Genomic DNA, 26,784 nt, shown 5'->3' with positions numbered 1-26,784 from the left:
TGCACAAAATTACGTAGTTTGTGCAAAGTTTGTTCGCGCTATGGTAATGAAAATTTAAATTAATTATCAAAGCAGGTCAGCTGCCTTGAAAGAATTATTCATTTCCAAACTACCACACCTAAGACGTCATCCGCAACCAAGCGAGGTTATTCAGAGTCGCCTTGAGACCATACAAGGAAATGGATTTACTTGGACTGACATTCAAAACCCAGACCGTGCAGAAATTGAAAAACTAGGACAAATGTACAATTTCAATTCTCTAAATCTGGATGACTCTATTTCAAAAATCCAACTCGCAAAAATCGATAACTATGACGATCATTCTTTTATCATACTGCATTTCCCACCTCTTGCGCTAAAGCGTGGCATGTCTAGATTCAACCAACTTTCTGTTTTTATTGGCAAAGACTATCTAGTCACCATTCATTACGGCGAACTAAAGCCGCTAGTCGACATGGTGAATCACTGCAAGGATAATTCTCAATACCGAAACGAACTGCTTGGCAAATCATCTGGATTTTTACTCTACAAAATAATTGATGTACTGGTAGATGATCTGCTTCATACATTGCGCAGAATTGTGGAAAACCTAGATGAGATAGAAGATGACGTGTTTGATGAAAACAAGTCCACACCAAAAAAGATCTCTTTGCTCAGACGGGAAATCACCATACTTCGCAGAATAGTTCATCCATTAAGAAAAATAGTACTGGAAACATCAAAGAACACTCAACGATTCTCAAATCCAGATGATGATTTGGTGATACATTTTGATGATGTAATTGATCACATTGACAAAGTAGCAGAAACACTTGATGAGGCAAAGGAAACAATGGAGATCTACAAGGATACTGACTTTATGCTCTCAACTGAGAAATCAAATAAAATACTTGCAACTCTGACCATAATATTCACCCTTACTATTCCGCCAACTGTAGTTGGTGCGCTTTATGGAATGAACGTGAATCTGCCTGGCGGAATTCAGACTGGAAACTGGACTTTTCTTGGAGAATATACAACACTAATCATAATGCTAATAGTGTCGCTTTTGCCGTCGCTGCTGATGTTTTTGCATTTCTACAAGAAGAAATGGCTAGCTGACTAGTGATACCAGGGGAACAAGTAATTTACTCCCCACCAAACTACGGCTACAGTTATTGCCATTCCAATGAACCAACCTTTGCCTTGCATATTTTGTGGTTTTTAGCAGAGAATAATAAACTTTCAAGCAGATTTTCAAGAGAGTTAGGTTAATACTTGATCTAAAAACATGAGTTTTTGCGGCCTTCGTAGTACAGTGGCTAGTATAGGGGACTGTGGATCCCCGGACAGGGGTTCGATTCCCCTCGAGGGCCTACACCTTTTAGTTTAATTCCCTCAGATTTGTATTGTTAAAAAACATGAAGGCAGCATATTTTGACGGCTCTAAAATCTTAGTAACACATGATTATCCTGATCCTAAACAAGGTGAAACACTAGTCAAAGTTCGACTGGCCGGAATATGTGGAACGGATCTTGAGATGATTCAAGGTTATGCATCATACACTGGTGTTTTAGGCCATGAATTTGTAGGCGAAGTGGTAAAATCCTCAAACCGGAATCTGGTTGGAAAAAGAGTTGTAGGTGAGATCAATGCAGGCTGTGGAAGATGTCAAATGTGCACAACAGGCCTGGAAAGACACTGTACGGAGAGAACGGTTCTTGGAATATACAAAAGAGACGGAGCTTTTGCACAATATCTGTCACTTCCTGAAAAAAACCTGCATGTAATTCCTGATTCAGTATCTGATGAGCAGGCAGTGTTTGTAGAGCCACTGGCAGCTGCATTTGAAATCGAAGAGCAGCTCAAAATTGACATAAATTCCAAAATAGCAATACTTGGTGATGGCAGACTAGCCCAGCTAATTGCTAGAGTTCTTGGGATAAACCACAAGAACATGGCATGTTTTGGTAGACATCAGAACAAGCTGCAATTGTTGTCAAAACTTGGAGTGCAAACAAAGATTGGAATTTTACCAGAAGATGAGCACACATTTGATGTTGTAATAGAGGCCACTGGAAGTGAATCTGGATTCTTGGATACTATGAAACTTGCAAAGCCAAGAGGAATAGTTGTTCTAAAATCTACAATAGCGTCAAAAAACAAACTGGACTTGACTCCTGCCATAGTAAATGAAATTACGTTTGTTGGATCTAGATGTGGACCATTTAGGCCTGCAATTCAAGCCTTGGCAAGCGGAGTCATATTTGTTGATGATCTGATTGACTCTGTTTATCCATTGGATAGGCTAAATGATGCATTGGATGCTGCACGTGATTCCGAGAAACTAAAGGTTTTGTTGAAACCCTAAAAAATTCCATACTTGCTTGATTCCATCTCTTCTTTGATGGCAAACTTTACTCGAAGACTGGTCTTTTCCATTTTCTGTGTCAGCCAAGAAAGGAATTTTTTCTCACTTCCTTTACCTTTTAGTTTCTGAAAGTCTTGGCCCATCTGGTCTGCAAGCTTTTCAACTAGATCTGTTCTCACTGATACTACGTAAAAATGCCATCCAAATGCAAATTCTGAATCAGTCACCACAAATCCGTCTTTTTCATGAACCATATCCTCTAGGCCTACCAAGGTTTTGGTTATTTCCTTGCTTGATCTGTCGTAGTCTGTGGCCGAGACGTTGATGTTTATCTTGCCCATGGTATGTTTGAGGCTAACAAAAATAAAAGCATCACTACTTAATCAGGTGCTTTACCTCTATGTTAAAGAAATTATCCAAAATCTCAATGTAGGCCTTGACTGGCGCAGGTATCTCTTTGGTGCATGATAATCCCAAGTTTCTTGCATTAATCCAGATCATTATGGTTTGTAGTATGGTCAAAAACCTGTCATTTCCTACATCTGGTGAACCTACTGCCTTTGTGTATCTTTCAGCATATTCCCATGCCGTGGTAAAATCAATGCATTCTGTTTCAAATATTGATACTACTTGATCCTTGAGGCTCTTTGCTGGTGTAAATGGTGTTTTGTGCAAAAGATACGGAAATCTCACCATATTTGGGATAATTCCGGGCAGTGGATCAAAAATCGTAATTATTCTGCATTCTGGTTTTAGCTTTGAGAATCTCTCAAGCATTTTCTGAATTATGTTCTCATCTGAGAACCAAAACAAGATCACTGTTGCATCCGACAGATCTGATTCTGTAATGTCTTCGCATCGAAGGATTCTATTTGGTTCTTTTTGCTGCTCTGCTTGTATGATCTTGTTTTTGTCATTATCGATTCCAATTGTTTTAGCTCCAAATTCTTTTGTAGCTATTGATAGGCTGTTTCCAGTTCCGCATCCAAGATGATAAAGCACATCCTCTTTTCCAAGATCTACAAATCTGAAAATCTCCCTTAGTGAATCGTCTGGCAGCTCAACTTCTTGGCCGGAAATTATTGGTGTTGGTAAGGATGAAATGTATTCCTCGATTTTCACACTAGGAATTTGCCAATCAGAAATTTAATCCCTTATGCTTTCTAGTGTGGATACTGCTTGCCACAACGTGACTCGAACATATGATGGCATATTTGGGTCTTGACTGACATCGTCCAGCTGACTGATTGCGTTTGCAGCCCTGACTGATACCGAGTCTTGACTGCCCTTTAGGTTGGCAATCAAATCAGTAAGGTTCTTCTTGATGTTTTTTGGTGTGGTGGGGTTTGCAGCAACTTGAGTGAGTGTCTGTATTGCTGATTCAAACGATTTCTGGTTTTGTGCTTTTTTGTCTGCCATGCCTAATTCATTTTTGTATTATTAGTACTAGTTTTAAAGTCTACACCCTAGAGTTCCACAAACACATTGTCTGATTCTATTACGGTTCGATATGACTTGAGATCCTTAATCTTGGCTGGAAATTTTTCCAGCTTGCCGCTCATGCAGTTGAATTTTGCACCATGCCATCCACAAGTGATTGTTTGGCCTTCTAGTACGCCTTCTGCAAGACTTGCTCCGGCATGAGTGCATGTGTCATCACATGCGTAATAATTTCCGCCAATGTTTGCAACTAGAATCTCTCTTCCATCAACTGAGACCTTTTGCATTTTACCTGCAGGAATCTCTGATATCTTGCCGACAATTATCTTGCCCATGTTGTGTGTGCTTTTGATATTTCTTAAAAATCTACTGCACGAATCTAACGGTGTTTTCCAGTCTTCCTATTTTCTCGATTTCCATTTCTATTTTGTCACCATCTTTTAGGAAAACCGCGTTTGGTTTGTTCAGCATTACGCCTGCTGGTGTGCCAGTTGAAATGATGTCACCTTTTTCGAGTGTCATAACCTTGCTGAGCTTGGATACAATTGATGGAATTTTTATGAACATGTTGGCAGTGTTTGAATTTTGGCGTACAACACCATTAACTTTGGTAGTCATTTTCAGATTTTGGGGATCTGGTATTTCATCCGAAGTTGTAATCCATGGACCGCATGGCGCAAATGTGTCAAATCCTTTTGCGCGCCCAAACTGCTTGTCTTGTGCTTGAATGTCTCTGGCTGAAACATCATTGAATGCCATATATCCAAAGACTGTGTTCATTGCGTCTTTTTCATCAATGTTCTTGCAGCCCTCACCAATTATGATGGCAAGCTCTACCTCATAGTCTAGCTGCTTTACAAAGCTGGGACAAACAATATCCGAGTTTGTTCCATTTAATGTGGTTCTTGGAATTAATACAATGGCAGGATCTGTTGGCGGTGTGAGGTTTTGCTCCTTTGCATGATCCACATAGTTAAACGCAAGGCAAATCACTTTTGGCGGGTTTGGAATGGGTGCTAGGATCTTTGCATTTGATAATTTTACTGAATAGTCTAGCTTTGGGTTTTGCGATATCACTTCATTGTACCATCCATCAAAAAGAAACTCTTTGATTGATAGTGGAATCGGGATTCCTGTCTTTGTTATGATCTCTTCTTTTGTTGCTATGTGATCATCTTTGACAAAACCATAGGTTTCCTTACCTGAAATCAAAAATCTTCCAATCTTCATGTTTTCTCACTTGTGAGTGTAAACTGCTTGCAATACTGAATCTTTTCTGCAGTATCCGAATCTTACGAACTGTATTTCCCTTCCCTCTTTTAGCTCATTATAGTATGGTTCTGTAAAAACGTTGATCTCCTCAAGACTATTCTCATTGAATTTCTCTCCAAAGAAGAGCTGACTTGGAATCAAAATCTTGATTTTCTGCGCATTCTTTTGTGGCACCCAATGCACTTTGGCAATATCATGGCCTATCTCGTCCCCAATGTACTGTCCTTGTGGTGGTGACTGGTTTGTTATTCTGACATTGCCTAGGCCCATAAATCGAATGGCATCACCTGTCTTTAGCTTCTCTACATCTTCTGATTCGATGTAAAAGTCCTCACCGATCTCTATTGTGCGTCTTCCAATGTCTTTTGTTGGGTGGTTTGGCATCGTTATGATGTTGGATGGTAGATTTCTTACCTTAATTGAGGCTGGATTTTTGACCATGTGCAATCGAATGCTTTCCGGGTCAACTATTTTGCGATTAAATGATTCTAGGGTCTCAAATGGTGCAAGCGTATCTGCCTTTGTGAATCCTAATGAGAGAACAAATTTTCTGATTGCCTCTGGCCTAACACCTCGTCTTTTTAGTGCCTCCAGTGTTGGCAGTCTTGGGTCATCATATCCAGATACCTTGCCCTCTTCAATTAGGGGGCGCAAAATTCTCTTTGATACTGGCATTCCCTCAAACCCTAATCTTGAGAATTCCATCACCTTTGGCTTTCTCATTTTTAGAATGTCTAATATTGTATAGTACAGTTCGTTTCTCAGCTCATACTCTTTTGTTCTAAACGCATGAGTCACACCATCAATACTGTCCTCAATTGCAACTGCAAAATCATAGCTTGGCCAGACTCGATACTTGTCTGCCAAAAGTGGATGCCTTGTTTCTATTATTCTAAATAATACTGGATCGCGCATTACTGTGTTCTCTGAGCTCATATTTCCGCGGAACCTCACTATTGCGTCGCCTTGCTTGAACTTGGAGAACATTTTCTCCCATCGCTCCATGTTTTGCTCTTGCTCGCCCATGCTGCACTTGCACGGCTTCATCTCTCGCCTGTTTGCACTAATTGTTTCTTGCTTGCATGTACAAACATATGCATAATTACCATCTAGCATTTCCTGGCATTTTTTGTAAAGAAGCTCAATGTCATCTGAGGTGTTCTTTACTCGGTCATACTTTACTTCAAGCCAGTCCAATCCTACCTTGATTGCTGCGTAATACTCTAGTCTTTCTGCCTCTGGGTTTGTATCATCAAATCGTAAAATCAACTTACCTCCGTACATTTTGGCGTATTCTTCATCTATGATGGCTGCCTTTGCATGTCCGACATGTGGGTATCCGTTTGGCTCTGGAGGGAATCTTGTTATGACCTTGCCTTGCTCTGCGCCCTCTAGTGGTGGCAAACCATCTCGTTCTTCCTGCTTTTTTGGCTTTTCTGCAAGCAAATCCGGAAATCTATCTTGAATTTGTCGCCTTATCTGGTCGGCAGACATTTGGTTTACGGAATTTACTACATCAATGATTGTTGGCATTATCTCTTTTACTTGGGTTCTCAGACTTGGCTCTGTTCCAAGAATCTTGCCGAGAACTATCTTGTCTTGGGTCTTGCCATGGTCTAGTGCGTTTTGCAGTGCTGCCTTTAGTATCTTGTCTTTGATATCATCACTCAACTTACAAGCTCCTTGTTACAACAAAATCCAAAAGTGCAATCATTTCTGACTTGGCAGGACCTGAATATTTTGCCAATGACTGCTTTGCTTTTTGCGCATAATCTAGTGCTGTCTTTCTTACATCTTCTTCAATTTCCAGAGTTCGCATTGTCTGGATTGCATTTGCTATCTCTGATTTTGTTGCTCTTGGGTTTCCAAACACTTTGAGAATTATTTTTCTTGATTTTGGATCTGCCTTTTGAATTGCAAGCAATATTGGCAGGGATTTTTTGCCCTCGCGCAAATCATTGCCTACTGGCTTTTTTGTAACCTTTGGATCGCCCAAAACACCAATGTAATCGTCTGTTATCTGAAATGATACTCCCAAGTTTTTGCCAAATGATGCCAAGTTTGCAACATCTGATGGCCTTTTTGCACATATTGCGCCCATGGCACAAGAGACCTCAAAGAGAGCCGATGTCTTTTTTTCTATCATGGTGATATATTCTGATTTTGTTGGGATTTTCTTGCCCTCTGCCATCTTGATATCCAATACCTGTCCCTCACAGACATCAACGCAAGCCTTGGCAAGCCTTGAGACCAAGCCTGCAGAGACCTGTACGCTTTTCACATTTTCTGTGGATACCATCTCAAACGCCTTTGAGAACAAGACATCGCCTGCGAGTATTGCAAGAGGCATGCCAAACCTCATGTGAACTGTCGGAACACCATGTCGCATCTCATCATTGTCCATAATGTCATCGTGGACTAGGGTAAAGTTGTGAACCATTTCTATTGCAGCTGCCGCTGGCATTGCGTCCTTTATGGAGCCACCAAGCATTTGGCAGCTCTTTACCACCAAATATGGTCTTAGGCGCTTGCCACCGTTTACAATTAGGTGTGCAGATGCCTTGTACAAAACATCAGGCCTTCCATTTAGTTTTGATCGTAGATAGTGATTTACTGTCTTTGCTGTGCTTGGAAGGGTCTTTACCATTAGTTTAGCAGCCTCCAATTGTTTGTTGGAAAGTGGTATTTGAGTGATTTTTCTATGATGTGCTTGTATTTTGGATTCATCCATTTATCGAAAATTTCTTTGTGTTTTTGAATCATCTGTTTGTCAGATTTTTCAAGAAAATATAGCGCAACTAGCATCCATGGACAGTATATCTGCGGATTTTTTTCAATCTCTGAGAAGAGTTCCTTTTCGTCTGCCCACTTTATCTCACTGATTTCGTCTTTTACTAACTTAATCTGGAATGAGTCATTTACCTCTCCGATTAGTGTGCCGCAGATCTCATTTTCTGATCCAACATCTTTGTATGGAACATGATACTCAAATTTGAACAAATAATCCAACTTGCAAGCTGCACCGATCTCCTCTGGCAACCTTCGCTCAGCAGACGACACATAGGTTTCTGTCTTTCGTGGATGACTTGCAACCGTACCGTCCCAGTCTCCAGGCCAAAGCATTTTGCTCTCACTTCGTCGCGTGAGTAATAGTTTTTTTTCCTTGTTGAATAGTAATATGGTGAATGCTCGGTGTAGCTTGCCGTTTGGCAAATGACACTTGACTTTCTCCTCAGTACCTATTGGGGTATCACTGCTATCAACTAGGATTAGAAATTCTTCTGCCATGCTAGCCTCGAAATATTGTTCCCTCGAATCTGTTTTTTTGTATGGCGTTGGTGATGCGCTCTGGCTTGTTTCCGTTTGCAAAAAACACCTTTAGGCCCATCTTTGAAATCTTGGTTGCCTCTTCCACCTTGCGAGTCATTCCGCCTGTGACATCCATTGGTATGTCTTGTATTGATACTTGATCATCTTTCATATCGTAAATGAGGCGCTTTGTATTCAGATCCGAGTATAGTCCGTCCACGTTTAGGATAAATATGGATAGTCTTGGGCGCAATGCCTTTGCCAAAATGCTCATTATCTTATCGCCAGAGAGTATGTAGGATTTTTTTTGCCCATACCATAATGCGTCTCCAAACGTAACTGGGATCAGGTTTGATTCGGCAATTTTTCTTATTTCTCTGACCTTGGATGGTATTGGTTTGTTGCCTGACATAAAATCAGTCGGTGGAAGACAGTATGGATTTAGCTTGTTCTTTGTGAGACTGTCTAGGATTATCTTGTTTAGCTCTATCATGGAATTTTTTACTATTGCAACACCGTGTGAATCATACCTTGCTGGCTTTGTGTGCATGTCGTATTTGACTGACCAATAGTGCCCAAAGGATCCGCCACCATGCACTATAACAAATGGCTCTGAGATTTTTTTTAGCTGTTTTGCAATGTTGTCTATGGTTTTGATTCTTGGAGAAAGCGGTTTTTCCTTGTTTGTTATAATAGATCCGCCAAGCTTGATCAGAATCATATTTGTTTTCAGAAATTGGCTTAGTTAAAAAGTATCGAATAGTTCTATGTGGTATTTTTTATGGTTTTTTGCTCAACGCCTAATGTGTCGATTTTTGTTGCAAAACATTCGTAATTTTTTAGCGCATCCAATGTCTTTTGTAAATTGGACTCATCAACTAGTATGACGATACATCCACCATCCCCAGCACCAGTTATTTTTGCTCCATATGATATGCCTTTGATTGCTCTGATCATTTCATCTAATGTTTGGTTTGATACTCCAATTTTTTGCAAATGTGTCTGATTTATCAGCATTTTTTCTCCAATCAATCCAAGATCGTTTCTTTTTAGCGCATCCAGTGCTTCTTCGATCAAGGAAGATTCGTTTTGGCACAACAATGCAAACTCGTCAACCTGTTTTTCCCTGAATTGTTTTACTCGCAAAACCACCTCGCTTGTAGAATGAATCATTTTAGAGTTGGCAATCACTAGATGGAATTTTGGCTTTAAATCCAAATTTTTAGTTTCTTGTTTTGTGTATTCCATTATTCCGCCAAACGTGCAGATGCTAGTATCCGCACCGGATGCGTTCTCAAATACTGTTCTTTCTGCCTCTATTGCAATTTTTACGATTTCATCCTTCGAATAATTTGTAAAAAGACCTGAAATCGAGCTAGCTGCTGCAACACAACAGGCAGACGATGATCCAAGACCTACACCAGATGGAATCTCTGATTTTATAGAGATCTTTAGTCCTGATTTTGATTCAAATTGTTTGAGAATTTTCTGAGCAATAAACACCAGTGGCCCGAACTTTGGATCAGTGTTTTTGATCGATTCATCCCTTGATGATGTGATGGAGCCAAGATCGGAGCTTATCTGTATTGTATTATCATCAATCAACTCGGACTCTACGGTGATTCTTTTGTCTATTGAGCAGAGAATTGCCTTTCCGCCATATATGATAAAGTGCTCACCAAACAAGATCACCTTTGCGGGAGCAGATGCAATGGATTTCAACTAAACACTATTGATGCGTATCCGACAACGGAGCTTGTGTCTCCGGCAATATCTCCACTTGTTGCATATTTTAGGAGCACGCCCTTTGTTGCTCCGAGTTCCTTGCATGCAATCATGGTGGAAGCGATTGCTCCGTATCCGCACGCACTTATCCTCCTATCATTCAACACTTTGTAGAATTTCTTCACATCTAATTTCAATATTGGCTCAATTAGGGCCATATCCTGCCTGTGCGCAAACTCGTTTTCCTCATAATGAGTAAAGTCTGATGAGCCAATGATGATTGTCTTTTTTGTTTTGGCAATCTTTGCAATGGCTGCACCTATTTCCTGCGCAAACTCGTAATCTTGGTCGTTTAATATGATTGGCAAAATTTTGAATGGCTTTTTGCAGAATTCCTGCAGCATTGGAACTTGGACTTCTATGCTATGATCACGGGTGTGGGAAAAATAATCAATCTCTATTATTTTGGAAATCTCATTGATCTGACTTGCTGCATCAGAATCAACATCTATCTCACCCAGTGGGGTCTCCCAGGTACAGTCCTTCATTGTGGCAATGTTGCATCCAATGCCCCAGTGGTTTGGGCCCAAAATCACTGCAAGCTCAAAGTCTTGGTTCGCTATGCTATCAAAGGAGTGTGTTGCTACAGGACCAGAGTACATGTAACCCGCATGTGGGCAAATTACACCGTAGATTTTTTCTTGGTTTTGGTGTTTTCCAACTCCATACTCATGTGCTATGCAGGAGTGAATTGATTGTTCGAGTTTTGATTTTTCTTTTGGATAGAACATGCCAGCAACAGCCGGTGTTCTAATACGCATCTATTCTATTTCCTCTTCAGAAATCTTTGTTTCGAAATCGTCGATTTCGTATTTCATTGGGTCGTTTTCCCCAAGCTTGCCCTTTTGGATCAGGATCTCTCTTGCTAATAGCCAAAAGACTGTAGCAAGTGATTTACGTCCTCGATTGTTTGCTGGAATGACTACATCAATCTTTGATGTGACATTATCTGTGTTTGATATTCCAATGACTGGAACTCCTGCGTTTGTTGCCTCTATGATTGCTTGAGAGTCAACTTGAGGATCGGAAATGATTACTAGTTTTGGTTCAGTGTAATATGGCAATGATGGGTTAGTCAGTGATCCTGGCATGAATCTGCTCAGCATCTTTTTTGTTCCAATCAACTCGCAGAATCTCTCAATTGGAGTACTTGCGTATTCGCGTCCAGAGCAGACCAAAATCTTGTCAGCATCAATTCTGTTGATGAATTTTGCCGCAGTGTTAATTCTTGCCAATGTTTTATCAAGATCAATCATGTACAGACCTTCAGGGCTTGCCTTTGTGATGAATGGCTGCATGAAGGTAGTCTTGACAGTAGTTCCTACTCTGATTCCCGTGGATAGGATCTTTTTCTTGATGTCTTGGCCTTCTGCTTGTTGACTCATTTTACGATTTTAAACCTCTGCCATACCGCGTATTAAATCATGCTCTGATAGACGAATGAGTTCGTTTAGTTTTGAGACTCTCTCACCACCAACTACTCCGACCTTTAACATCTTGGAGCCAGTTGCAATACCAATGTGGGAAATCTGGGAATCTGTTGACTCGCCTGATCTGTGAGATGTTATGATTCCTATTTTGTTCTTGGTTGCAATCTGCGCAAATTCCAGCGCGTCATAAAGACTTCCTGCTTGGTTTACCTTTAGGATCACACCGGTGCATGATCTTTTCTTCACTGCCTTTTGGAGAATCTTGGGGTTTGTGACGGTAAGATCATCACCTGTGACAAATGTCTTTGGGAATTTCTTTGCCAAAACTGCCATGTCTCCAAATGCCTCCTCATGGACTGCATCCTCTGCGTAGATGAGCTTGTATTTCTTTATGATATCTGCAGCAAAATCAATTTGCTCTTCTGACGTGTTCTCAAAGCCGGCTCGCTCGTAAACGTATTTTTTCTTTTTCTCATCCCACTGTGTGGATGACGCAAAGTCTACACCAAGTGCTACCTCTTTGCCCATAGTAAACCCAAGACTCTCAATTGCCTGGGCAGATATTTCCAAGGCCCGCTCATTGTCCATTTCTGGTGCCCATCCGCCCTCATCCCCCCGTCCATTGGTAAAGCGCGGATTGTCTTTCTGAAGTGTCTTGCCAAGCTCCTTGTGTACTGTCAGGTTCATCTCTATTGATTCCCGAGGTGTCTTTGCACCAATTGAGCAGATCAGGATCTCCTGAATGTCAGGGGTACCAGGTCCTGCGTGTGCTCCGCCACCCAGAATGTTTCCAAGCGGGAATGGGAATCTCCATTTTTTTGTCTGAGATATTACCTTAAAGAATGGCTCATCTTGCGCCTTTGCCGCAGAATCAATGGATGCTATGGTGAGCGCATATGCTACGGCACCGCCTATTTTGGAATAATTACTAGTATTGTCGATTTTTCTTATCTGCCTTTGAATCGATTTTAGATCATCCGAATCTAGTCCGACAAACTTTTTGATGTTCTTGTTTAGAACTTGGAGGCTTTTTTCTGCCTTGTTGTCTGCAAAACTCTGCGCCTCATACTTTCCAACGCTTGCGCCGGATGGTGCGCAGGCTCGACCTAGGTGTTTTTTATCGGAAATGACATCAATTTCAATTGTCTTACTACCGCGGCTATTGTAAACTAGTCTGCCTCTTATTGATGTGATCTTTGGCATTTACTCTAACTCGGATTGAACTTCCAAGTAACGTCTTTGGATTGCCTCATAGAATGGAATGATTTGTTGCATTGTCTCTACTGTTGTCAACATCATTCTTCTGCAGCAGTATCTTTTCAAACCAAGTGAATCTAAAACTTTGACTGGCTCTTCTCCAGCTTTGATTCTGTTTTGATAATCGTCGTATTTATCAGCAATTAGATTTCCACAAGTGAAACATCTGACTGGGATTAACACGATCTCAAAAATCAAGTAAGGTTATAAAAACCATCCATGGAATTTTGCTGCGGGAGTTGCCAAGCCCGGCCAACGGCGCTAGCTTGAGGGGCTAGTATCTTAGGATTTCGTGGGTTCAAATCCCACTTCCCGCATTTCCTCACTTTTTGAATAAATGGAGGAAAATGGAGGTTTTTGGGAAAAAAATGGAGATTTTGTGCGTAAATAAATGGAGGTCGGAAATGTATGGTTTTGCAAAAAAATTTTTATTTTTTTAATTTCTTGATTAGATCTGATCGTCTAATCTCTTCTGTGATTGCGATTCTTGTTTCCTCAACTAGAATTCTGTTTACGTCAAGCTTTCTTCTTGCCTCTTTGACTACTTTATCAAAATATGCAAATGGATAAAGCATCAGGTATAATTCGTCCATTTTCTCAAACATTTCTCTTGCGTCCTCTGATTTTCCAATTCGAATTTTATCATAAACATCTCGTCGCATCTCGCCGATGCAATCAAGCAGACCTAAAACAAAGGATTCGTCTTTTACGCCAAGTGCCTCTGGGCTTGGGATGTTCTTGCCTTGGATTAGTGCCAAAAATGAGGACGCCTCTACGAATTCCTGCTCAGATGGAATCAAATACTTGTACAGAGACTTGTCGATGTTTTTTCGATATTGTTCTAATAGTTTTTTTGCCTGCAAGGTTTTTTTTGCAGCCGAGTTGGTATCTTTTTTGTGACAATCAATGATGGATTCGCTACATAAAGTGATTATCTGGCGGGTGTTCTTGATTAGGTCCTCTCGCTCATTCAGGCTTTTCTCAAGTGTCTTTGAGATTTTTTGAAGCGATCGCTTTGTTGAATCCATTGGCGTGATTTTATCACCCTAGAATAAAGTCGTTTTCAAATAACTTATTTTATGTCAAGAATTTGGCTTTAGCATGGAGATTACTGTTAAACAAATGTACCAAATAGAAGAAAACGGGCACCAGATGGGATTCCCGCGGCAACTAATGATGGAAAATGCTGGCGCATCCATGGTCAGAAGAATTTTAGAAAAATTCCCAGATGTTTCATCAAAAAGGGTTCTAGTCTTTGCTGGCCTTGGCAATAATGGGGGTGATGCTCTAGTTGTCGCAAGACATCTGACTGGATATGGCGCCAAAATTACTGTGGTTTTGTTGGGCAATCCATCAGACATCAAGACAATCGAATGCAAAACAAACTGGCAAATCCTAGAAAAGATGAAGTCCGTTCAATTGGGCTTTGGCCCTGCAGATGCAACCAATTTTGATGTGGATATCATAGTTGATGGCATACTAGGAACTGGAATTACTGGACAAATTCGTGAGCCGCATGCATCAGCAATTGATCTTATCAACAAAACAAATGCATTCAAAATAGCAGTCGATGTTCCAAGTGGGCTGGACCCTGACACTGGAAACACTGCTGACAAGTATGTTACAGCAGATGTTACCGTGACATTTCACAAAATGAAAAGAGGTATGCCAAAACGAAAAGATCTTTGTGGAATTATCTTTGTTGAAAAAATTGGCATACCCACAGAAGCCGAAATAGGCGTACTATGATAGTCCATCAAATTCCGGTAGGTAGCATGCAGAACTTTACCTATGTTGTGGAGGATGAGGACACCAGCGAGGCAATTATAATTGATCCGTCATGGGACCTTGATGAAATAATGAGAACAATACAAAAAAACAATCTCAAAATAAAATACATTGTAAACACACACCATCATTTTGATCATACGATAGGAAATGAAACCATGAAAGCACAAACAAATGCTCCAATCATGCAATACAAAACTTCAACCATAAAGCATGATCTCGAAGTATCCAATGGCCAGAAAATAAAATTTGGCAACTCGGAGCTTACTGTAATCCACACCCCTGGACACTCCAAGGACAGCATGTGTTTGGTAGGTGATGGCAAAATATTCTCAGGTGATACCCTCTTTGTTGGAACATGTGGACGAGTGGACTTACCTGGTGGTGATGCTAGGGAACTATATCACAGTCTGGTCGATATATTGAGAAAAATGGATGATAATCTGCTCATGTATCCTGGACATAACTATGGCTCTACTCCGAGCTCAACTTTGGGCACGCAAAAAAAGATGAACTTTGTGATGCAGCCGAGAACCGAGGCGGAATTCTTGGAAATAATGGGTATTGGATAATTGCACAAAGACGTCGAGATTTTTGTTGACAAGCAAAGGGGGCAAGAATTCTTAGAAAAATTAGAAAAAAAACCATTTCTCTTCTCATTGGTAATATCATATACAAATACGTGTACAATTCCTGGAATCACCGTAGCTGGCAAGACACCGGAAGTATTGCCATACACATCGCCAGCTGATGCTGAATTTTTGAATTTTGGATACTGCAAGTGCATAAACGCCATACCAATGACGCCTGATGGCAAGCCAACACCTGCATTGCTGACAAAAACAGCACTAGAATCTGCAAGCATACCAAACATCATAATAAATGCTGGAAGCAAAATCCAGCCGCAACTACCGTGTTTTGAAACCGGACTATCTCATGGAAGAAACATTGCGCTCGAACCTGCAATGTCTTTAGATGATGTGACTCATGCCGTTGAATATGGCAGAATGATCGGCAGAAGCCTTGGCTCAACTACCGACTGTCTGGTGATTGGCGAGAGCATCCCTGGTGGTACCACCACTGCACAGGCAGTTCTCACATCACTTGGCATCAATGGAATGGTAAGCAGTAGCATGCAGGAAAATCCACTATCACTAAAACAAAAAATAGCAAGTGATGCTGCAAAAAGAATTGATTCTACAAATGAATTTGATGTTGTAGCAAACTGTGGTGATCCAATGATCCCAACGGTTGCAGGAATTCTAAGCACCGCATCTGCCCAAACCAAAGTTATTCTGGCAGGCGGCACGCAGATGGCAGCTGCTTTGGCATTTGGTAAAATAACTGGATATCACAGGGATAATGTGGCACTTGCCACCACATCATACATCATAGATGATAAATCCGCAAACCTAATCGAGATGGTCTCCCAAATAGATACGATTCCGGTCTTTTCGGTAAAATTGGCACTTGGGCGCTCAAAAATAGATGGGCTCAAGGCATTTGCCAATGGGTTTGTTAAAGAGGGTGTTGGCGCAGGCGGTGCATCGCTTGCTGCAATGCTAAAGATAGGAATTGATTCAGAGAAACTACTTGTGTTAGCCGAGCAGCAATACTCCGAGACTATTTCACAGTAACTGATTTTGCCAGATTTCTTGGATAGTCTGGGTCTGTATCTTTTTCTATTGCAGAATAATACGATAGCAATTGGATTGGAATTATCTCAATTAGCGGATAAAGGGCATCATCAATTGTCGGGATTTGTATCCAATGATCATACACATCACTTGGCTTATCCGAGATTCCAATTATCTTGGCGCCTCTTGCCTTTATTTCGCGGGCACTGGTTAGGGTGTCATTGTATGTGAAATCGTTTGGATTGATAATTATCACATAAACACTAGAGTCCATCAGTGCAAGTGGTCCGTGCTTTAGCTCGCCTCCTGGTATGCCTTCAGCATGAATGTATGATAGTTCCTTTAGCTTCAGTGCCGATTCCAATGCGATTGGATAGTGGACGGCTCTGCCCAAAATGTAAATGTCTTGGACGTCTTTGAGCTCTTTTGCGATTTCCTTTATCTTTGTTTGATCTGATAACACCTTGCCAACAGAGTCTGAGATCTTTGTCGAGTCTACATTGATGCAGCCATCACAAAGCTTTCTTGTAATTTTGTATATTATGCCAAGTTGTGCAGTAAAACTCTTTGTTGCAGCCACTCCAATTTCTGGACCACAACCCATACCGATCACTACGGCAGATTCTTGGGCCAAAGATGATGTTAAAATATTTACAATTGATAAAATCTTGGCGTTTGCCTTTTTTGCAATTTTCACTGCTTCTAGTACATCTGCACTTTCACCACTTTGTGATATTGCAATCAGAATGGAATTTGGATCTATTGTTTCAGGCGTAAATGACAGCTCACTGGATATGATTGGCTCAACTTTTATTTTGGCGTGCTTTTGCCAGAGGTATTTTGCAACCAGTGCTGCATTATAGCTGGTGCCGCTGCCTGTGATGTAGATGTTTCTTGCGTGCTTGATAAAGTCAGTTGCAGTGTTGATTGCATCTGCTGATTTGTCGCCTGCCTGTATGATGGTATCTGGCTGCTCTGATATTTCTTTTAGAGTAAAATGCGCATAGTCACCCTTGTATGCATCTGCAAATTCCTTTGACACCTTGGTTACTTGGTGCTTTACTGCGTTTCCCTCAAAATCATAAATCTGAATTCCTATTCTATCCAGCATGACAAACTCACCATTGTCCAAATAGATGGCATCGTCTGTTTTCTCTATGAATCCCAAAACATCGCTAGAAAGGAAGAACCCATTTTTGCCAATCCCAACGATTAATGGTTCATGATATCTTGCGGCTGCAAGCATTCCATTCTCAAACATTGCAACAAAAGCATAATGGCCTTTTAATTTTGACATAGTTCTGATCATGGATTGTTTTATGTCGTGGCACTGATCATAGTTGAACTGTAAAAGATTTGCAATGACTTCGCTGTCTGTCTGACTCTTGAAATTGTAGCCTCTTGCTTGTAGATCAGCTTTTAGCTCATCATAATTTTCGATTATTCCATTGTGTACGATGGCTATTTTACCTGAGCTGCTAGGATGTGGGTGTGCATTGACATCTGTGACATTTCCATGTGTTGCCCACCTGGTATGGCCAATGCCAATGTGGCCTGGCAAATTATCCAAATGTAGTGCATTGTTTACATCGTCTACTTTGCCTACTCCTTTTTTGAGTGCAATGTCGTGGTCTGACTTTGTGGCAACACCTACACTGTCATATCCTCTGTACTCCATTCGCTTCAAGCCGCGAACCAAGATTGGGGCTGCCGGACCGTCTCCATAATAGCCGATAATAGAACACATTTTCTGTACTAATTTAGAAGAATAGGGTATTTAGGATTAAGCTTTACTTATGATTCAGCAGCGGGTGCTTCTTCTTTTACTTCAACCTCTACTGGTGGGGCTGAGCTTTGAATCTTAAATCTTGGCGATAGCTCAATGCCTGATTCCTCTTTTATATTTACGGTATATGATGGAACTGTGATTACTCTGTCTCCGATTGTGATGTGGCCGTGGACAATTGCTTGTCGTGCTTGGTATGGTGTCTTGAACGTGAATTTTCTCTGAACAATTGTCTGTAGTCTGCGGTCAAGCAGGTTGTTTATTTCTAAATTCAAAACGTCATCAAGTGTTGCGTCTTCCTTTACTAGGCCGATTCTTACAAGTGACTTCATCAATACTGGTTCTTTTTGTTCTCTTACTTCTTGTCTGAGTGCCAATAATGATCTTGCTTGGTGTCTTACTCTGGACAGCTCAGTTCTTGCCTTCCATAGTTCGCGTTTGTTCTTTAGACCATAAGTTCCAAGTGTGTTGAGGTCCTCCATCATGAAATCATAGTTGAGTGGGCGCTTTGGTTTTCTCCAGACTCGACTTGGATATTTTGGATCTCCCATTCACATTCCCTCTATTTCTTTGGTGCCGCAGCTGGCTTTGCAGCTGGTGCGGCCGCCGGTTTTGCGGCTGGGGCAGCTCCTTTCGCTGGAGCTGCAGCTGGTGCAGCACCTGCGGCTGGGGCAGCTGCTTCAGCTCCTGTGGCAGCTGGTGCAGCTCCGGCAGGCAATACCTTGCCTCCCTTCTTTACACCCACTGATGCTCCCTTACGGCCTGTGGTTCGTGTTCGTTGTCCTCTAACTTTTAATCCATACATGTGTCGGAATCCTCTCCAACTGTTTACGAGCTTTTCTCGCTCGATGTCGTTTCTTACTGTAAATGCAACATCTGATGTGATAAGGTGAGTTGTGGTGCCTGTCTCAACATCCTTTCTTCTATTGAATAACCAAGATGGGAAATTAACGGAGACTGGGTCCTTTAGTGTTTTTTCGATTGATTCTACTTGAGATTCTGTGAGAAAGCCAATGTTGCTGTTTGGATTTAGTCCTAAAACCCCAATTATTGCATTGGCAAAATTATAACCGACACCTTTGATTTGGGTCAGGCCAACTGAGAGCTTTTTGTCTCCCGGAATGTCCTTTCCGACAATTCTTACAATGTGTCTATAGTCTTGTGCTGACAAGTATTGGGGAATCGAATCGACCGTGATAAAAACCCTGCCTTGCCTAAAGCGGATTTTCTCAGTAATATTATTACGTAAAACAAACTAATCATTATTGTTTGGAAGCATCGCAACTGGTCTCACATTCGTTTGGCTCTGCGCCAAAGTATACTGAGATCAAGGCCGGACTACCGGAGGACCATCAATCAATTAAGACAATTAGGGATCTGCTCCAAATCAACTACAAACTCGTGCCTGCAAAAGAGCAGCTAAGACAAAACCTGATTAACACAATGAAGATGGGCGGAGACAAATATCCTGGAATACTGGGTTATGATGACGACGTTGTTCCTGCATTGGATAGAGCGATTCTTTCATGCCATGATGTGTTTTTGATTGGGCAGATCGGTCAGGCAAAGACCCGACTAGTTGAAGTGATTGCAAAAAACCTCTTATCGCCAATTCCAGTGATTGATGGCTCTATTACAAATGATACTCCGATGGATCTTCCAGCATCTGATCTTATCTCACTATTAGATGGACAAGAGCCTACGTGTACAACACCTACATTTCATATCAGCCCAGAGAGTGCAAAAAAAATCCAAGACCACAAGCTAGACACCAAGATATCTTGGATTGAGGGTGCCCAAAGATTCCGCTATGTATTGGCAACACCTGACATCTCTGTCAAGGACTTGGTTGGATATATCGACGCAATTAAAGTAGCAAAGAAAGGAGTTGAAATGTTCAAAGTCGACTCGTACTCTCCAGGACAATTACTGCAGGCAAAGCATGGCATATTCTGCATTGATGAGCTGCCAGTACTGGACCCAAGAAAACAGGTTGCACTATTATCAGTACTACAAGAGGGAAAATACACCACAGGTTCATACCCTGTAGTCTTTGAGCCAAAAACCGTATTCTTTGCAACAGCAAACCCAATTGACTATACCCATTCGGGCAAAATCATCGAGCCGCTATACGACCGACTAAAATCACATATCCATACTCACTATCCAAAGACCATCTCCGATGAGATGCGCATCATACTGCAAGAGGCAAAAGTTGCAAACTGCATGATTCCTGTATTTGTCCTAAAAACTCTGGCAAGACTTGTACACAAGGCTCGCGCAAATCCTGAGATCAATCAGGCAAAGGGTGTTAGCGTAAGATTTGGAATACATGGTCTGGAATTACTGGTTGGAGAATCAGAGAGAACACGCTCAATATCACACAAGCTAATTCCAGTGCCTCGCCACTCTGATATGTACTGCTTGGGGCAGATTGCAAAATTTGAGCTATCGGAAATAGATGACACCTTGGAAAATCGCCGCAAAGTATTCGAGTCAATTTTGAATGATTCCATCAAAGAGACTACACTGGAATACGTACAGGCCATTCCACAAGAAACACTGGATGCAATAAAGCAAGAGTTCTCTGGCAAGACATTCCAAGTATCACAGGGAATGGTTTGGCAGAACGGATCCGCATCATATTCCAACCAGCTTCTGGGATTTGCCAATCTGTCCAAAATCATACAATTTCAATCAGAGAAAATGCTCCAAGAACAGTCAGGCCTCGCAGGCAAAATTCCAAACCAAAACATCACACTAGACCAAAAGACCGACTCTGAGTTTAGATCGGCAGTCTTGGAAATAGTTCTGGATGGACTGTATTATCTTACCCCAAAGATCATCGACAAAAAAGACACAGGCTATGTTGCAGCATAATCTCAAGAATTTCGTATACCAGTCCAGCACCGAGGAAAAACAAAATAAAACACCAAAGGAAGGATTAGACCAAAACACAATTGAAAAACTAATGCAAAGTCTTGCAAAACAGTCCATGCGGGAAAAAGCACCAAGCCTTGAAGAACTGGAATCTATCTTGCAAGGTGAGATCAAAGAATCCAGCACGGAGCAAACCCAAACCGAATCCGATTCTGTACCTCAAAGCGATGACACAAAATCCATCACGAAATATCTGATGGAACATGGATATCTCAAGGACGAAAAAAACTGGCTTGCAAAAAAGGGATTTTTTGCAATAGGCAACCAAATTCTGCGAGATCTGCTAAATCAGCTAAAGCCAGGCGAATTTGGCCTGCATGAGACTAAATCCATAGGTGTTGGCACCACAATACTGGATACTACAAAAAAGTTTGAGCTTGGTGGAGACCTAAAACTCCTAAATGTATCATCAAGCCTACTAAATACGATTCAACGGCTCAGCAAACAGGCAAAGTCACTCGAGTTCCCACTAGATCTGGATGTTGATGACTATGAGGAATATGAAACCACGGAGGATGTCTCTGCGGCCATCGTATATTGTATTGATTTGAGCTCTACAATGAAATCCTCTTTGGATAGTTCTGGCATGAGCAGAATCGAGGCGGCCAAGCGCGCACTGTGGAGTCTTTATGTTTTGAACAATCGATTTTTCCCAAATGATTCCATCAGTATAGTTGGCTTTGCATCAATGGCATCACTGATAGATCCGCTTGACATTCCGTTTTTGAAAACATATGATGCAAACGATGAATTCCTTCACTATACAAACTATCAGGCAGCGTTTCGCCTAGCAAAAAAAATCTTACAAAGAACTAGTGCAAAAAACAAAAGAATCGTAATGATAACCGATGGGCAGCCAAGTGCATGCTTTGTTGATAATGACTCTCAAAAAGAGTCCATTCTATCTGAAAAGCCATACTCAAACTTTTACGTTCCAAATGATTCACTACTATCAAAAATAAGATCAGAGCGCAACCTCAAGATCGACCAAAACCTGGGCACTCAGGTCTATCTTTGTTATAGATACAAAAAAGTCGACCCCAAAGTAGATGAAAGAACCGTATCTGAGGCAAAAAAATGCATCCGTGAAAACATCCAAATCGACTCTATTGTGGTTAGCGAGGAAATGGAATTATTGGAATATGTGCAGCAAATGGAAAAAGCCTTACAGGGAAAGACATACCACATAAACCAAAACAACATGGACCGGGTCTTGGTAATTGACTATCTTTACAACACCAAGAAGATATTAGGCTCAAAAAACTAGCCTGTCCATGTCATATGACAAATCAAAGGTAGCAGATTCACTGTTTAATCCAGATGTTTCAATTATAATGGCAGAATTAGAATCTGGGCCAAAAGAATCCGCCCTACTGTCATCAACACTTGGAATACCAGAACCTGAAATCAAAACCAGACTTGAATACCTAATAGAAACCGGATTTGTCATTGTATCTGGCACTACATATGGAGTCGATTCTGAAAAACTAGCAAAATTCATGGAAAACGATGAAAACTACAAGGGTGTAGTTGATGGACTAACAGAGCTTGACAGCTATCTTAACTAGACTTCTTTCTGTTCTTTAGCGCATATATTGCGGCAATTCCGACTCCGACAAATCCAGATATGATCATGGATTGGCCAAGCATGTTTATTGCAATTAGTGCCTTGTCTGGCATGTGGGTTAGTCCCAAAACTATTGGAGTCTCTGGGCCTGAATTTTGCACTATTAGTTTGTAGTCGCCCCTACCTTCAATATCGAAATATTCCTCAGTTGATACTTGTGTTATCTGCTTTGTTGCAATCTCTGTGCCGCTTGGATCATACAGATTTGCAACAAGCGATGTCTTTTCAAATCCTTCTGCGCGAATCACAAATGCGCCCTTGTTGGTAATTGATGGGTCTAGCTCTTTTTGTAGCTCGGCAGGAATTGTGCTGTTTAGCAGTGATTCCTTGATTGATATTTGTCCTGAGATAAATGACGCACCTGTATATGATAGGACCATTCCTATTGCAACTAGTGCTCCCCCAACAAAGAGAATCAGTGGCGCTTTTTTCATTAATCACTGCCGTCCTTATGCTCTATATTGGTATTGAGGGGCAATTTGTTGGGAATTTTGTGCCTAAAAATTTAGTCTTGGCTAACAAATTTAGCCTAGGCTAACTTTAAATAAACAATTTTGCTATCATATAATAGTGAAGCCGTTCTCAAAGATGATATTTGCTCTAGCAGTAACTGCGATCCTAGCTACGCTTTACTTTGTTTATCCAATGCAAATTAATGCAAACCAAGAAAAAACATTTCTGACTCATTCTGGAGCTGTAATCAAAACAACCGGACAGGTACTGGATCCTATCTATACTGCGCAAACAGTTGAAATTGATCCAGACAAGTATCTTCGGGAATTCAATTATGGCAGAACATCCAACATTGATGGCAAGACCGTACGTGAATACACCATAATCGCCAACGATGACAAAGTAATGGAGATATCGCCAGGCGTTTTCTATAATGTTTGGACCTTTAATGGAACCGTGCCAGGACCAACCATTCGCGCAACAGAAGGGGACTGGGTCAAAGTAAAATTCGTCAATCAAGGCTCAAAGCAGCACACAATACATTTCCATGGATTTCATGCAGCTGAAATGGACGGAGTATTTGAGCCGGTAGGCGGAAACGGTGGACAGTTTACCTACGAGTTTGAGGCAGGCCCAGTCGGCGTTCATCCGTATCACTGTCATGTGATGCCACTAGAGGAGCATATCTCTCATGGATTGTATGGCGTGTATATCGTTGATCCAAAAGAGCCAAGACCACAAGCGGACGAAATGGTGATGGTCCTAAATGGATTTGATACTGACTTTGATACTGAGAACAATTTCTATGCTGCAAACACAATTCCGTTTTACTATCAGCACCATCCAATTCAGATCAAGACTGGTGAGCTGGTAAGACTGTATGTCGTTAACATGTTGGAATTTGATCAGATTAACAATTTTCACCTTCATGGAAATCTGTATCATTATTACCCAACAGGCACGTATGATATGCCTAGCGCATTTACCGACATGATGACGTTTTCGCAAGGCGAGCGTGGAATAATGGAGTTTACCTATGATATGCCTGGCAAGTTCATGTTCCACGCTCACAAGACCGAGTTTGCTGAAAAGGGCTGGACTGGACTGTTCCTAGTCAAAGACGAGGTAGCGCAATAATGGAATCTGCAAAGACCTCAAAGGCAAAGGTTCTGGCAGCAGGAATAATTCCGATTGTTTTGCTGGCTGCAATGATTCTGTATTTGTTTGGGCCTGGCGCTGATCTGTTAAACTTTGGTATTCCACTACCTGACATCAGTATAGAAAGAATAGAGTTTGTAAAATCCGAGATCCAAGTTACTGTGCGAAACACTGGACCAATTGATCTTTCCATTGCACAAGCAGATGTCAATGATCGAATTTATCCTGCCGCAATAGAACCAGATGCACACCTATCCCGATTTGAAACAGCTCTGGTCAGAATCCCATTTGAGTGGAATGAGGCAGAACCATATGAGATAGGACTTACTGTAAATGACGGAACACGTTTTGCACAATCAGTAGAGGCCGCAGCACCTGCAATGAAGCCAAGCATTGAGCTTGCATCATACTTTGCAGTAATTGGAACCTACGTTGGAATCATACCAGTCATGATTGGATTGTTATGGTTCCCATTCATTGCCAAGATGAGTCCTGCAAAATACAAGTTCTTTTTGGCGCTAACTGCCGGGTTATTGATATTTTTGGGAATTGATGCAATCGAGGAAGGCTTTGAAATTTCAGCTGAGCGACTCTCTGGTGCATTCAACGGACAGCTATTGATCGCAACTGTGGTGGTAGGCTCTTTTGTTGGGCTCTATTATACTGCGGAAAAACTAGTAAGCCGAGTATCATCTGCATCCAAGTCGGTTGCAATTGCATTGATGGTTGCAATTGGAATAGGCTTGCACAATCTTGGTGAGGGACTGGCAATAGGCGCGGCAATTGGCCTAGGAGAGGTAGCATTGAGCACATTTTTGATAATTGGATTTACTATCCACAACACCACAGAAGGTCTGGCAATAGCTGCTCCAATGGCTCGTCAAAAGCCAATGATAAAAAAACTAGCCCTGATGGGATTTATCGCGGGAGCGCCAGCAATTTTGGGTGCATGGGTTGGAGGATTCCAGTACTCACCAATCATGGCAATAATATTTCTCTCAGTTGGGGCAGGTGCAATATTTCAGGTAGTGGTTGCCATACTAAAATGGATAAAACAAGACGAGCAAGGATTACTATCAGCACCAACTGCGGCAGGAATTGCAGTCGGAATGATCATAATGTATCTCACCAGCATTCTAGTCTAGAATGGCTCTGGATGTATTGTTATTACTGAGTTCTTGAAATGATTCCTAATGTCTTGTTCTATTTGAGATGTAAGATCGTGGACCTGCTCTATTGATAGGTCTTTATCAAAAGAACAATCAATGTCGATTTTTACCAGCTCATCAAAGTTCAAAGTAACTATGGTACCAATTTTTTTTACTTCAGAATGCTGTTTTAGGAGCTGAATTATCTTCTCATCATTTGTGCCCTGTAGTTTGAGATCTTTTGGTATTGCAATGTGTGGTTCCAAATGTATGGTGATATGCTGAATTTCCGGCAGAGTATGATGAATCTTTTCCTCAATTATCTCTGAGATGTGGTGTGCGTCATTCAGGCTCATCTGCCTATCCACCATTGCGTGAAGGCTCACAAACGTCATGTCATTTGAGGTGTGTTGACTAACATTGTGTATGCCCTTGACGCCTGCAACGCCGGACGCAATGTCGTAAATCTTGGATTCGTTTGGGACGTTTTTCCAGCTAGGCTCAAAGTGGACTGTAATCTCCGAGTTGGCAATGTGGTCTTTGATGTTTTTCTCAACTGTACTTGATATCTCATGCGCCCTATCAAAACTGACATCTGCCCGTAGTGACACAGTTACATCCGCAAATATCGAGTCACCTGATCTTCTCATAAGAATAGGGCCGGTCTCTACGACTCCTTCCGTTGCTAGTGCAATATTTTGGACCTTGTTTACCATCTCTGGCGATATCACGTCTGTGAGCTCTTGGGCAGTTCGATATACTAGCTTGACACTAAGTACACAAAGCAATGCACCAAGAATCAGTGCTGCAACAAAGTCGCCATGCTCAAAGCCAAATGTGATCAATACAATTCCAACTATTACAACAAGTGTGGAGCCCAAGTCCAAAAACGCATGGTAAAAGTCCGCCTTTAGCGTGGTTCCACCAATCTTTGATATTGCGCGCCTTAGCAAAATTATCCTAAACACATCAACGCATATCGTATATGCAGCACCAATCAGTGCTAATGGCCCGATCACTCCGAGATGTGTTGGACTTTGAATCTTGATGATTGCCTCAAAAATAAAAAAACAGGCAATAAGAAAAATGGCAATTCCACCAATCAGCCCGCCGAGAGATTCTACCTTACCATGACCATAGGTGTGCTCTGCGTCTGGTGGTTTGATCGCAAACCTTGCGGCCAATAACAAAACCAATGTCACAACACTATCTAGCAATGCATGAATGCTATCGGTCAGTAGTGCAAGACTGTTCGATAATACTCCAAAGACAAGCTCCACTACAAATGCTGACAAGATTGCGACAAGCGATAGTTTTAGCGCCCCTGTTCTTTTCAGCAAAATATTTTCCAATGACAATTGATTGCTTGGTTTACGAATAAATCATACGGAAACGTTATCTTG

The 26,784-nt window shown here is 41.4% G+C and carries 30 protein-coding genes and 2 tRNA genes; 12 read left to right on the top strand and 20 right to left on the bottom strand.

Translation table 11 applies throughout. The features are described from left to right. Positions 1-85: 85 nt before the first annotated feature. The 3 genes from SU86_RS07495 to SU86_RS07485 all read left to right on the top strand — a co-directional run bounded on the left by SU86_RS07495 (position 86) and on the right by SU86_RS07485 (position 2,351). Positions 86-1,105 (top strand): magnesium transporter CorA family protein, encoded by a 1,020-nt coding sequence (locus SU86_RS07495; protein WP_048188594.1) that lies wholly within the window; start codon positions 86-88, stop codon positions 1,103-1,105. Positions 1,106-1,283: 178 nt separating this feature from the next. Beyond that, positions 1,284-1,355 (top strand) — tRNA-His (locus SU86_RS07490). A gap of 45 nt (positions 1,356-1,400) precedes the next feature. Next, the gene (locus SU86_RS07485) at positions 1,401-2,351 is read left to right on the top strand and encodes an MDR/zinc-dependent alcohol dehydrogenase-like family protein (protein WP_048188593.1); all 951 of its coding nucleotides are present in this window, start codon (positions 1,401-1,403) and stop codon (positions 2,349-2,351) included. Here the strand turns inward: SU86_RS07485 and SU86_RS07480 are convergent. Genes SU86_RS07480 through SU86_RS07415 form a run of 14 tightly spaced genes read right to left on the bottom strand, consistent with a single transcriptional unit; the run spans position 2,348 to position 13,027 of the window. Continuing rightward, positions 2,348-2,692: a hypothetical protein gene (locus SU86_RS07480; protein WP_048188592.1), complete on the bottom strand. Its 345-nt coding sequence runs from the start codon at positions 2,690-2,692 to the stop codon at positions 2,348-2,350. The two genes, SU86_RS07485 and SU86_RS07480, sit on opposite strands and share 4 nt — an antisense overlap. Before the next feature lie 34 nt (positions 2,693-2,726). After that, positions 2,727-3,473, bottom strand: coding sequence for a methyltransferase domain-containing protein (locus SU86_RS07475; RefSeq protein ID WP_048188591.1), 747 nt, complete (start codon positions 3,471-3,473; stop codon positions 2,727-2,729). Between the two features lie 24 nt (positions 3,474-3,497). Beyond that, positions 3,498-3,770, bottom strand: a complete 273-nt coding sequence (locus SU86_RS07470) for a stationary phase-response protein (protein WP_048188590.1) — start codon at positions 3,768-3,770, stop codon at positions 3,498-3,500. Positions 3,771-3,817: 47 nt separating this feature from the next. Beyond that, positions 3,818-4,126 carry a Rieske (2Fe-2S) protein gene (locus SU86_RS07465; protein ID WP_048188589.1) on the bottom strand — a complete coding sequence of 103 codons (309 nt, stop codon included), beginning with the start codon at positions 4,124-4,126 and terminating at the stop codon, positions 3,818-3,820. Positions 4,127-4,157: 31 nt separating this feature from the next. Then, positions 4,158-5,021 carry a fumarylacetoacetate hydrolase family protein gene (locus SU86_RS07460; RefSeq protein WP_048188588.1) on the bottom strand — a complete coding sequence of 288 codons (864 nt, stop codon included), beginning with the start codon at positions 5,019-5,021 and terminating at the stop codon, positions 4,158-4,160. A gap of 6 nt (positions 5,022-5,027) precedes the next feature. After that, positions 5,028-6,734 carry a glutamate--tRNA ligase gene (locus SU86_RS07455; RefSeq protein ID WP_048188587.1) on the bottom strand — a complete coding sequence of 569 codons (1,707 nt, stop codon included), beginning with the start codon at positions 6,732-6,734 and terminating at the stop codon, positions 5,028-5,030. 1 nt (position 6,735) lies between these two features. Next, positions 6,736-7,710 (bottom strand): polyprenyl synthetase family protein, encoded by a 975-nt coding sequence (locus SU86_RS07450; RefSeq protein ID WP_048188586.1) that lies wholly within the window; start codon positions 7,708-7,710, stop codon positions 6,736-6,738. Next, positions 7,710-8,351: an isopentenyl-diphosphate Delta-isomerase gene (gene idi / locus SU86_RS07445; protein ID WP_048188585.1), complete on the bottom strand. Its 642-nt coding sequence runs from the start codon at positions 8,349-8,351 to the stop codon at positions 7,710-7,712. Before idi ends, SU86_RS07450 begins: the two co-directional genes overlap by 1 nt. A 1-nt stretch (position 8,352) precedes the next feature. After that, on the bottom strand, positions 8,353-9,093 hold the full coding sequence (locus SU86_RS07440; RefSeq protein WP_048188584.1) for an isopentenyl phosphate kinase: 741 nt from the start codon (positions 9,091-9,093) through the stop codon (positions 8,353-8,355). Positions 9,094-9,137: 44 nt separating this feature from the next. Then, positions 9,138-10,094 (bottom strand): mevalonate kinase, encoded by a 957-nt coding sequence (mvk, locus tag SU86_RS07435; RefSeq protein ID WP_048188583.1) that lies wholly within the window; start codon positions 10,092-10,094, stop codon positions 9,138-9,140. After that, entirely contained in the window at positions 10,091-10,918 is an 828-nt protein-coding gene (locus SU86_RS07430; protein WP_048188582.1) for an MEMO1 family protein, read from the bottom strand. Before SU86_RS07430 ends, mvk begins: the two co-directional genes overlap by 4 nt. Then, positions 10,919-11,542 carry a 30S ribosomal protein S2 gene (gene rpsB, locus SU86_RS07425; RefSeq protein ID WP_048188581.1) on the bottom strand — a complete coding sequence of 208 codons (624 nt, stop codon included), beginning with the start codon at positions 11,540-11,542 and terminating at the stop codon, positions 10,919-10,921. Between the two features lie 9 nt (positions 11,543-11,551). Further along, a complete protein-coding gene (gene eno, locus SU86_RS07420) occupies positions 11,552-12,790 on the bottom strand; it encodes a phosphopyruvate hydratase (protein WP_048188580.1) in 1,239 nt (412 codons plus the stop codon). Beyond that, complete coding sequence (locus SU86_RS07415) at positions 12,791-13,027, bottom strand: DNA-directed RNA polymerase subunit N (RefSeq protein WP_048189376.1); 237 nt, start codon at positions 13,025-13,027, stop codon at positions 12,791-12,793. A 49-nt stretch (positions 13,028-13,076) separates the two neighbouring features. Between SU86_RS07415 and SU86_RS07410 the strand changes: the two genes are divergently transcribed. Then, positions 13,077-13,161 (top strand) — tRNA-Leu (locus tag SU86_RS07410). A gap of 111 nt (positions 13,162-13,272) precedes the next feature. Here SU86_RS07410 and SU86_RS07405 read toward each other — a convergent pair. Next, a complete protein-coding gene (locus SU86_RS07405; RefSeq protein WP_048188579.1) occupies positions 13,273-13,872 on the bottom strand; it encodes a translin family protein in 600 nt (199 codons plus the stop codon). Between the two features lie 73 nt (positions 13,873-13,945). Between SU86_RS07405 and SU86_RS07400 the strand changes: the two genes are divergently transcribed. The 3 genes from SU86_RS07400 to cobT are packed head-to-tail and all read left to right on the top strand — an operon-like array spanning position 13,946 to position 16,269. Beyond that, on the top strand, positions 13,946-14,593 hold the full coding sequence (locus SU86_RS07400; RefSeq protein WP_048188578.1) for an NAD(P)H-hydrate epimerase: 648 nt from the start codon (positions 13,946-13,948) through the stop codon (positions 14,591-14,593). Then, entirely contained in the window at positions 14,590-15,204 is a 615-nt protein-coding gene (locus SU86_RS07395; RefSeq protein ID WP_048188577.1) for a hydroxyacylglutathione hydrolase family protein, read from the top strand. Before SU86_RS07400 ends, SU86_RS07395 begins: the two co-directional genes overlap by 4 nt. Beyond that, the gene (gene cobT / locus SU86_RS07390) at positions 15,205-16,269 is read left to right on the top strand and encodes a nicotinate mononucleotide-dependent phosphoribosyltransferase CobT (RefSeq protein WP_048188576.1); all 1,065 of its coding nucleotides are present in this window, start codon (positions 15,205-15,207) and stop codon (positions 16,267-16,269) included. Here the strand turns inward: cobT and glmS are convergent. From glmS to SU86_RS07375, 3 genes are read right to left on the bottom strand one after another with little or no spacing between them, the layout of a single operon-like run. Further along, the gene (gene glmS / locus SU86_RS07385) at positions 16,256-18,016 is read right to left on the bottom strand and encodes a glutamine--fructose-6-phosphate transaminase (isomerizing) (RefSeq protein WP_048188575.1); all 1,761 of its coding nucleotides are present in this window, start codon (positions 18,014-18,016) and stop codon (positions 16,256-16,258) included. The genes cobT and glmS overlap by 14 nt on opposite strands. A 47-nt stretch (positions 18,017-18,063) precedes the next feature. Continuing rightward, positions 18,064-18,606: a 30S ribosomal protein S4 gene (locus SU86_RS07380; protein ID WP_048188574.1), complete on the bottom strand. Its 543-nt coding sequence runs from the start codon at positions 18,604-18,606 to the stop codon at positions 18,064-18,066. A gap of 11 nt (positions 18,607-18,617) precedes the next feature. After that, the gene (locus tag SU86_RS07375; protein ID WP_048188573.1) at positions 18,618-19,226 is read right to left on the bottom strand and encodes a 30S ribosomal protein S13; all 609 of its coding nucleotides are present in this window, start codon (positions 19,224-19,226) and stop codon (positions 18,618-18,620) included. A 98-nt stretch (positions 19,227-19,324) separates the two neighbouring features. Here SU86_RS07375 and SU86_RS07370 point away from each other — a divergent pair, with 98 nt between their 5' ends. The 3 genes from SU86_RS07370 to SU86_RS07360 are packed head-to-tail and all read left to right on the top strand — an operon-like array spanning position 19,325 to position 22,563. Then, positions 19,325-20,935 carry an AAA family ATPase gene (locus SU86_RS07370; RefSeq protein ID WP_048188572.1) on the top strand — a complete coding sequence of 537 codons (1,611 nt, stop codon included), beginning with the start codon at positions 19,325-19,327 and terminating at the stop codon, positions 20,933-20,935. After that, on the top strand, positions 20,922-22,262 hold the full coding sequence (locus tag SU86_RS07365) for a VWA domain-containing protein (protein WP_048188571.1): 1,341 nt from the start codon (positions 20,922-20,924) through the stop codon (positions 22,260-22,262). The genes SU86_RS07370 and SU86_RS07365 overlap by 14 nt, the downstream gene beginning before the upstream one ends. Before the next feature lie 7 nt (positions 22,263-22,269). Continuing rightward, complete coding sequence (locus SU86_RS07360) at positions 22,270-22,563, top strand: hypothetical protein (RefSeq protein WP_052755613.1); 294 nt, start codon at positions 22,270-22,272, stop codon at positions 22,561-22,563. Here the strand turns inward: SU86_RS07360 and SU86_RS07355 are convergent. Then, positions 22,556-23,056 carry a hypothetical protein gene (locus tag SU86_RS07355; RefSeq protein WP_048188569.1) on the bottom strand — a complete coding sequence of 167 codons (501 nt, stop codon included), beginning with the start codon at positions 23,054-23,056 and terminating at the stop codon, positions 22,556-22,558. The two genes, SU86_RS07360 and SU86_RS07355, sit on opposite strands and share 8 nt — an antisense overlap. A gap of 211 nt (positions 23,057-23,267) precedes the next feature. On the opposite strand from SU86_RS07355, the gene SU86_RS07350 reads away from it, so the two are divergent. Together SU86_RS07350 and SU86_RS07345 are read left to right on the top strand one after the other, a co-directional pair. Then, a complete protein-coding gene (locus tag SU86_RS07350; RefSeq protein WP_420887336.1) occupies positions 23,268-24,212 on the top strand; it encodes a multicopper oxidase domain-containing protein in 945 nt (314 codons plus the stop codon). Then, positions 24,212-25,378, top strand: coding sequence for a ZIP family metal transporter (locus SU86_RS07345; protein WP_048188568.1), 1,167 nt, complete (start codon positions 24,212-24,214; stop codon positions 25,376-25,378). The genes SU86_RS07350 and SU86_RS07345 overlap by 1 nt, the downstream gene beginning before the upstream one ends. On the opposite strand, the gene SU86_RS07340 is transcribed toward SU86_RS07345, so the two are convergent. Beyond that, entirely contained in the window at positions 25,375-26,724 is a 1,350-nt protein-coding gene (locus SU86_RS07340) for a cation diffusion facilitator family transporter (RefSeq protein WP_048189373.1), read from the bottom strand. The genes SU86_RS07345 and SU86_RS07340 overlap by 4 nt on opposite strands. Between the last annotated feature and the right edge of the window lie 60 nt (positions 26,725-26,784).

Origin of the sequence: Candidatus Nitrosotenuis cloacae (assembly GCF_000955905.1) — an archaeon.
GTDB lineage: Archaea > Thermoproteota > Nitrososphaeria > Nitrososphaerales > Nitrosopumilaceae > Nitrosotenuis > Nitrosotenuis cloacae.
Note: the sequence above shows the minus strand (reverse complement) of the source record. Positions and strands in the feature narration are given on the sequence as shown.

Coding starts and splice junctions, on each gene's coding strand:
- SU86_RS07400 (WP_048188578.1), top strand. CDS start 13,946: ATGGAGATTACTGTTAAACAAATGTACCAAATAGAAGAAAACGGGCAC.
- SU86_RS07405 (WP_048188579.1), bottom strand. CDS start 13,872: ATGGATTCAACAAAGCGATCGCTTCAAAAAATCTCAAAGACACTTGAG.
- rpsB (WP_048188581.1), bottom strand. CDS start 11,542: ATGAGTCAACAAGCAGAAGGCCAAGACATCAAGAAAAAGATCCTATCC.
- SU86_RS07485 (WP_048188593.1), top strand. CDS start 1,401: ATGAAGGCAGCATATTTTGACGGCTCTAAAATCTTAGTAACACATGAT.
- SU86_RS07380 (WP_048188574.1), bottom strand. CDS start 18,606: ATGGGAGATCCAAAATATCCAAGTCGAGTCTGGAGAAAACCAAAGCGC.
- SU86_RS07465 (WP_048188589.1), bottom strand. CDS start 4,126: ATGGGCAAGATAATTGTCGGCAAGATATCAGAGATTCCTGCAGGTAAA.
- SU86_RS07460 (WP_048188588.1), bottom strand. CDS start 5,021: ATGAAGATTGGAAGATTTTTGATTTCAGGTAAGGAAACCTATGGTTTT.
- SU86_RS07365 (WP_048188571.1), top strand. CDS start 20,922: ATGTTGCAGCATAATCTCAAGAATTTCGTATACCAGTCCAGCACCGAG.
- SU86_RS07345 (WP_048188568.1), top strand. CDS start 24,212: ATGGAATCTGCAAAGACCTCAAAGGCAAAGGTTCTGGCAGCAGGAATA.
- SU86_RS07440 (WP_048188584.1), bottom strand. CDS start 9,093: ATGATTCTGATCAAGCTTGGCGGATCTATTATAACAAACAAGGAAAAA.
- SU86_RS07355 (WP_048188569.1), bottom strand. CDS start 23,056: ATGAAAAAAGCGCCACTGATTCTCTTTGTTGGGGGAGCACTAGTTGCA.
- glmS (WP_048188575.1), bottom strand. CDS start 18,016: ATGTGTTCTATTATCGGCTATTATGGAGACGGTCCGGCAGCCCCAATC.
- SU86_RS07360 (WP_052755613.1), top strand. CDS start 22,270: ATGTCATATGACAAATCAAAGGTAGCAGATTCACTGTTTAATCCAGAT.
- SU86_RS07430 (WP_048188582.1), bottom strand. CDS start 10,918: ATGCGTATTAGAACACCGGCTGTTGCTGGCATGTTCTATCCAAAAGAA.
- SU86_RS07450 (WP_048188586.1), bottom strand. CDS start 7,710: ATGGTAAAGACCCTTCCAAGCACAGCAAAGACAGTAAATCACTATCTA.
- SU86_RS07395 (WP_048188577.1), top strand. CDS start 14,590: ATGATAGTCCATCAAATTCCGGTAGGTAGCATGCAGAACTTTACCTAT.
- eno (WP_048188580.1), bottom strand. CDS start 12,790: ATGCCAAAGATCACATCAATAAGAGGCAGACTAGTTTACAATAGCCGC.
- SU86_RS07470 (WP_048188590.1), bottom strand. CDS start 3,770: ATGGCAGACAAAAAAGCACAAAACCAGAAATCGTTTGAATCAGCAATA.
- SU86_RS07480 (WP_048188592.1), bottom strand. CDS start 2,692: ATGGGCAAGATAAACATCAACGTCTCGGCCACAGACTACGACAGATCA.
- SU86_RS07350 (WP_420887336.1), top strand. CDS start 23,268: ATGCAAATTAATGCAAACCAAGAAAAAACATTTCTGACTCATTCTGGA.
- idi (WP_048188585.1), bottom strand. CDS start 8,351: ATGGCAGAAGAATTTCTAATCCTAGTTGATAGCAGTGATACCCCAATA.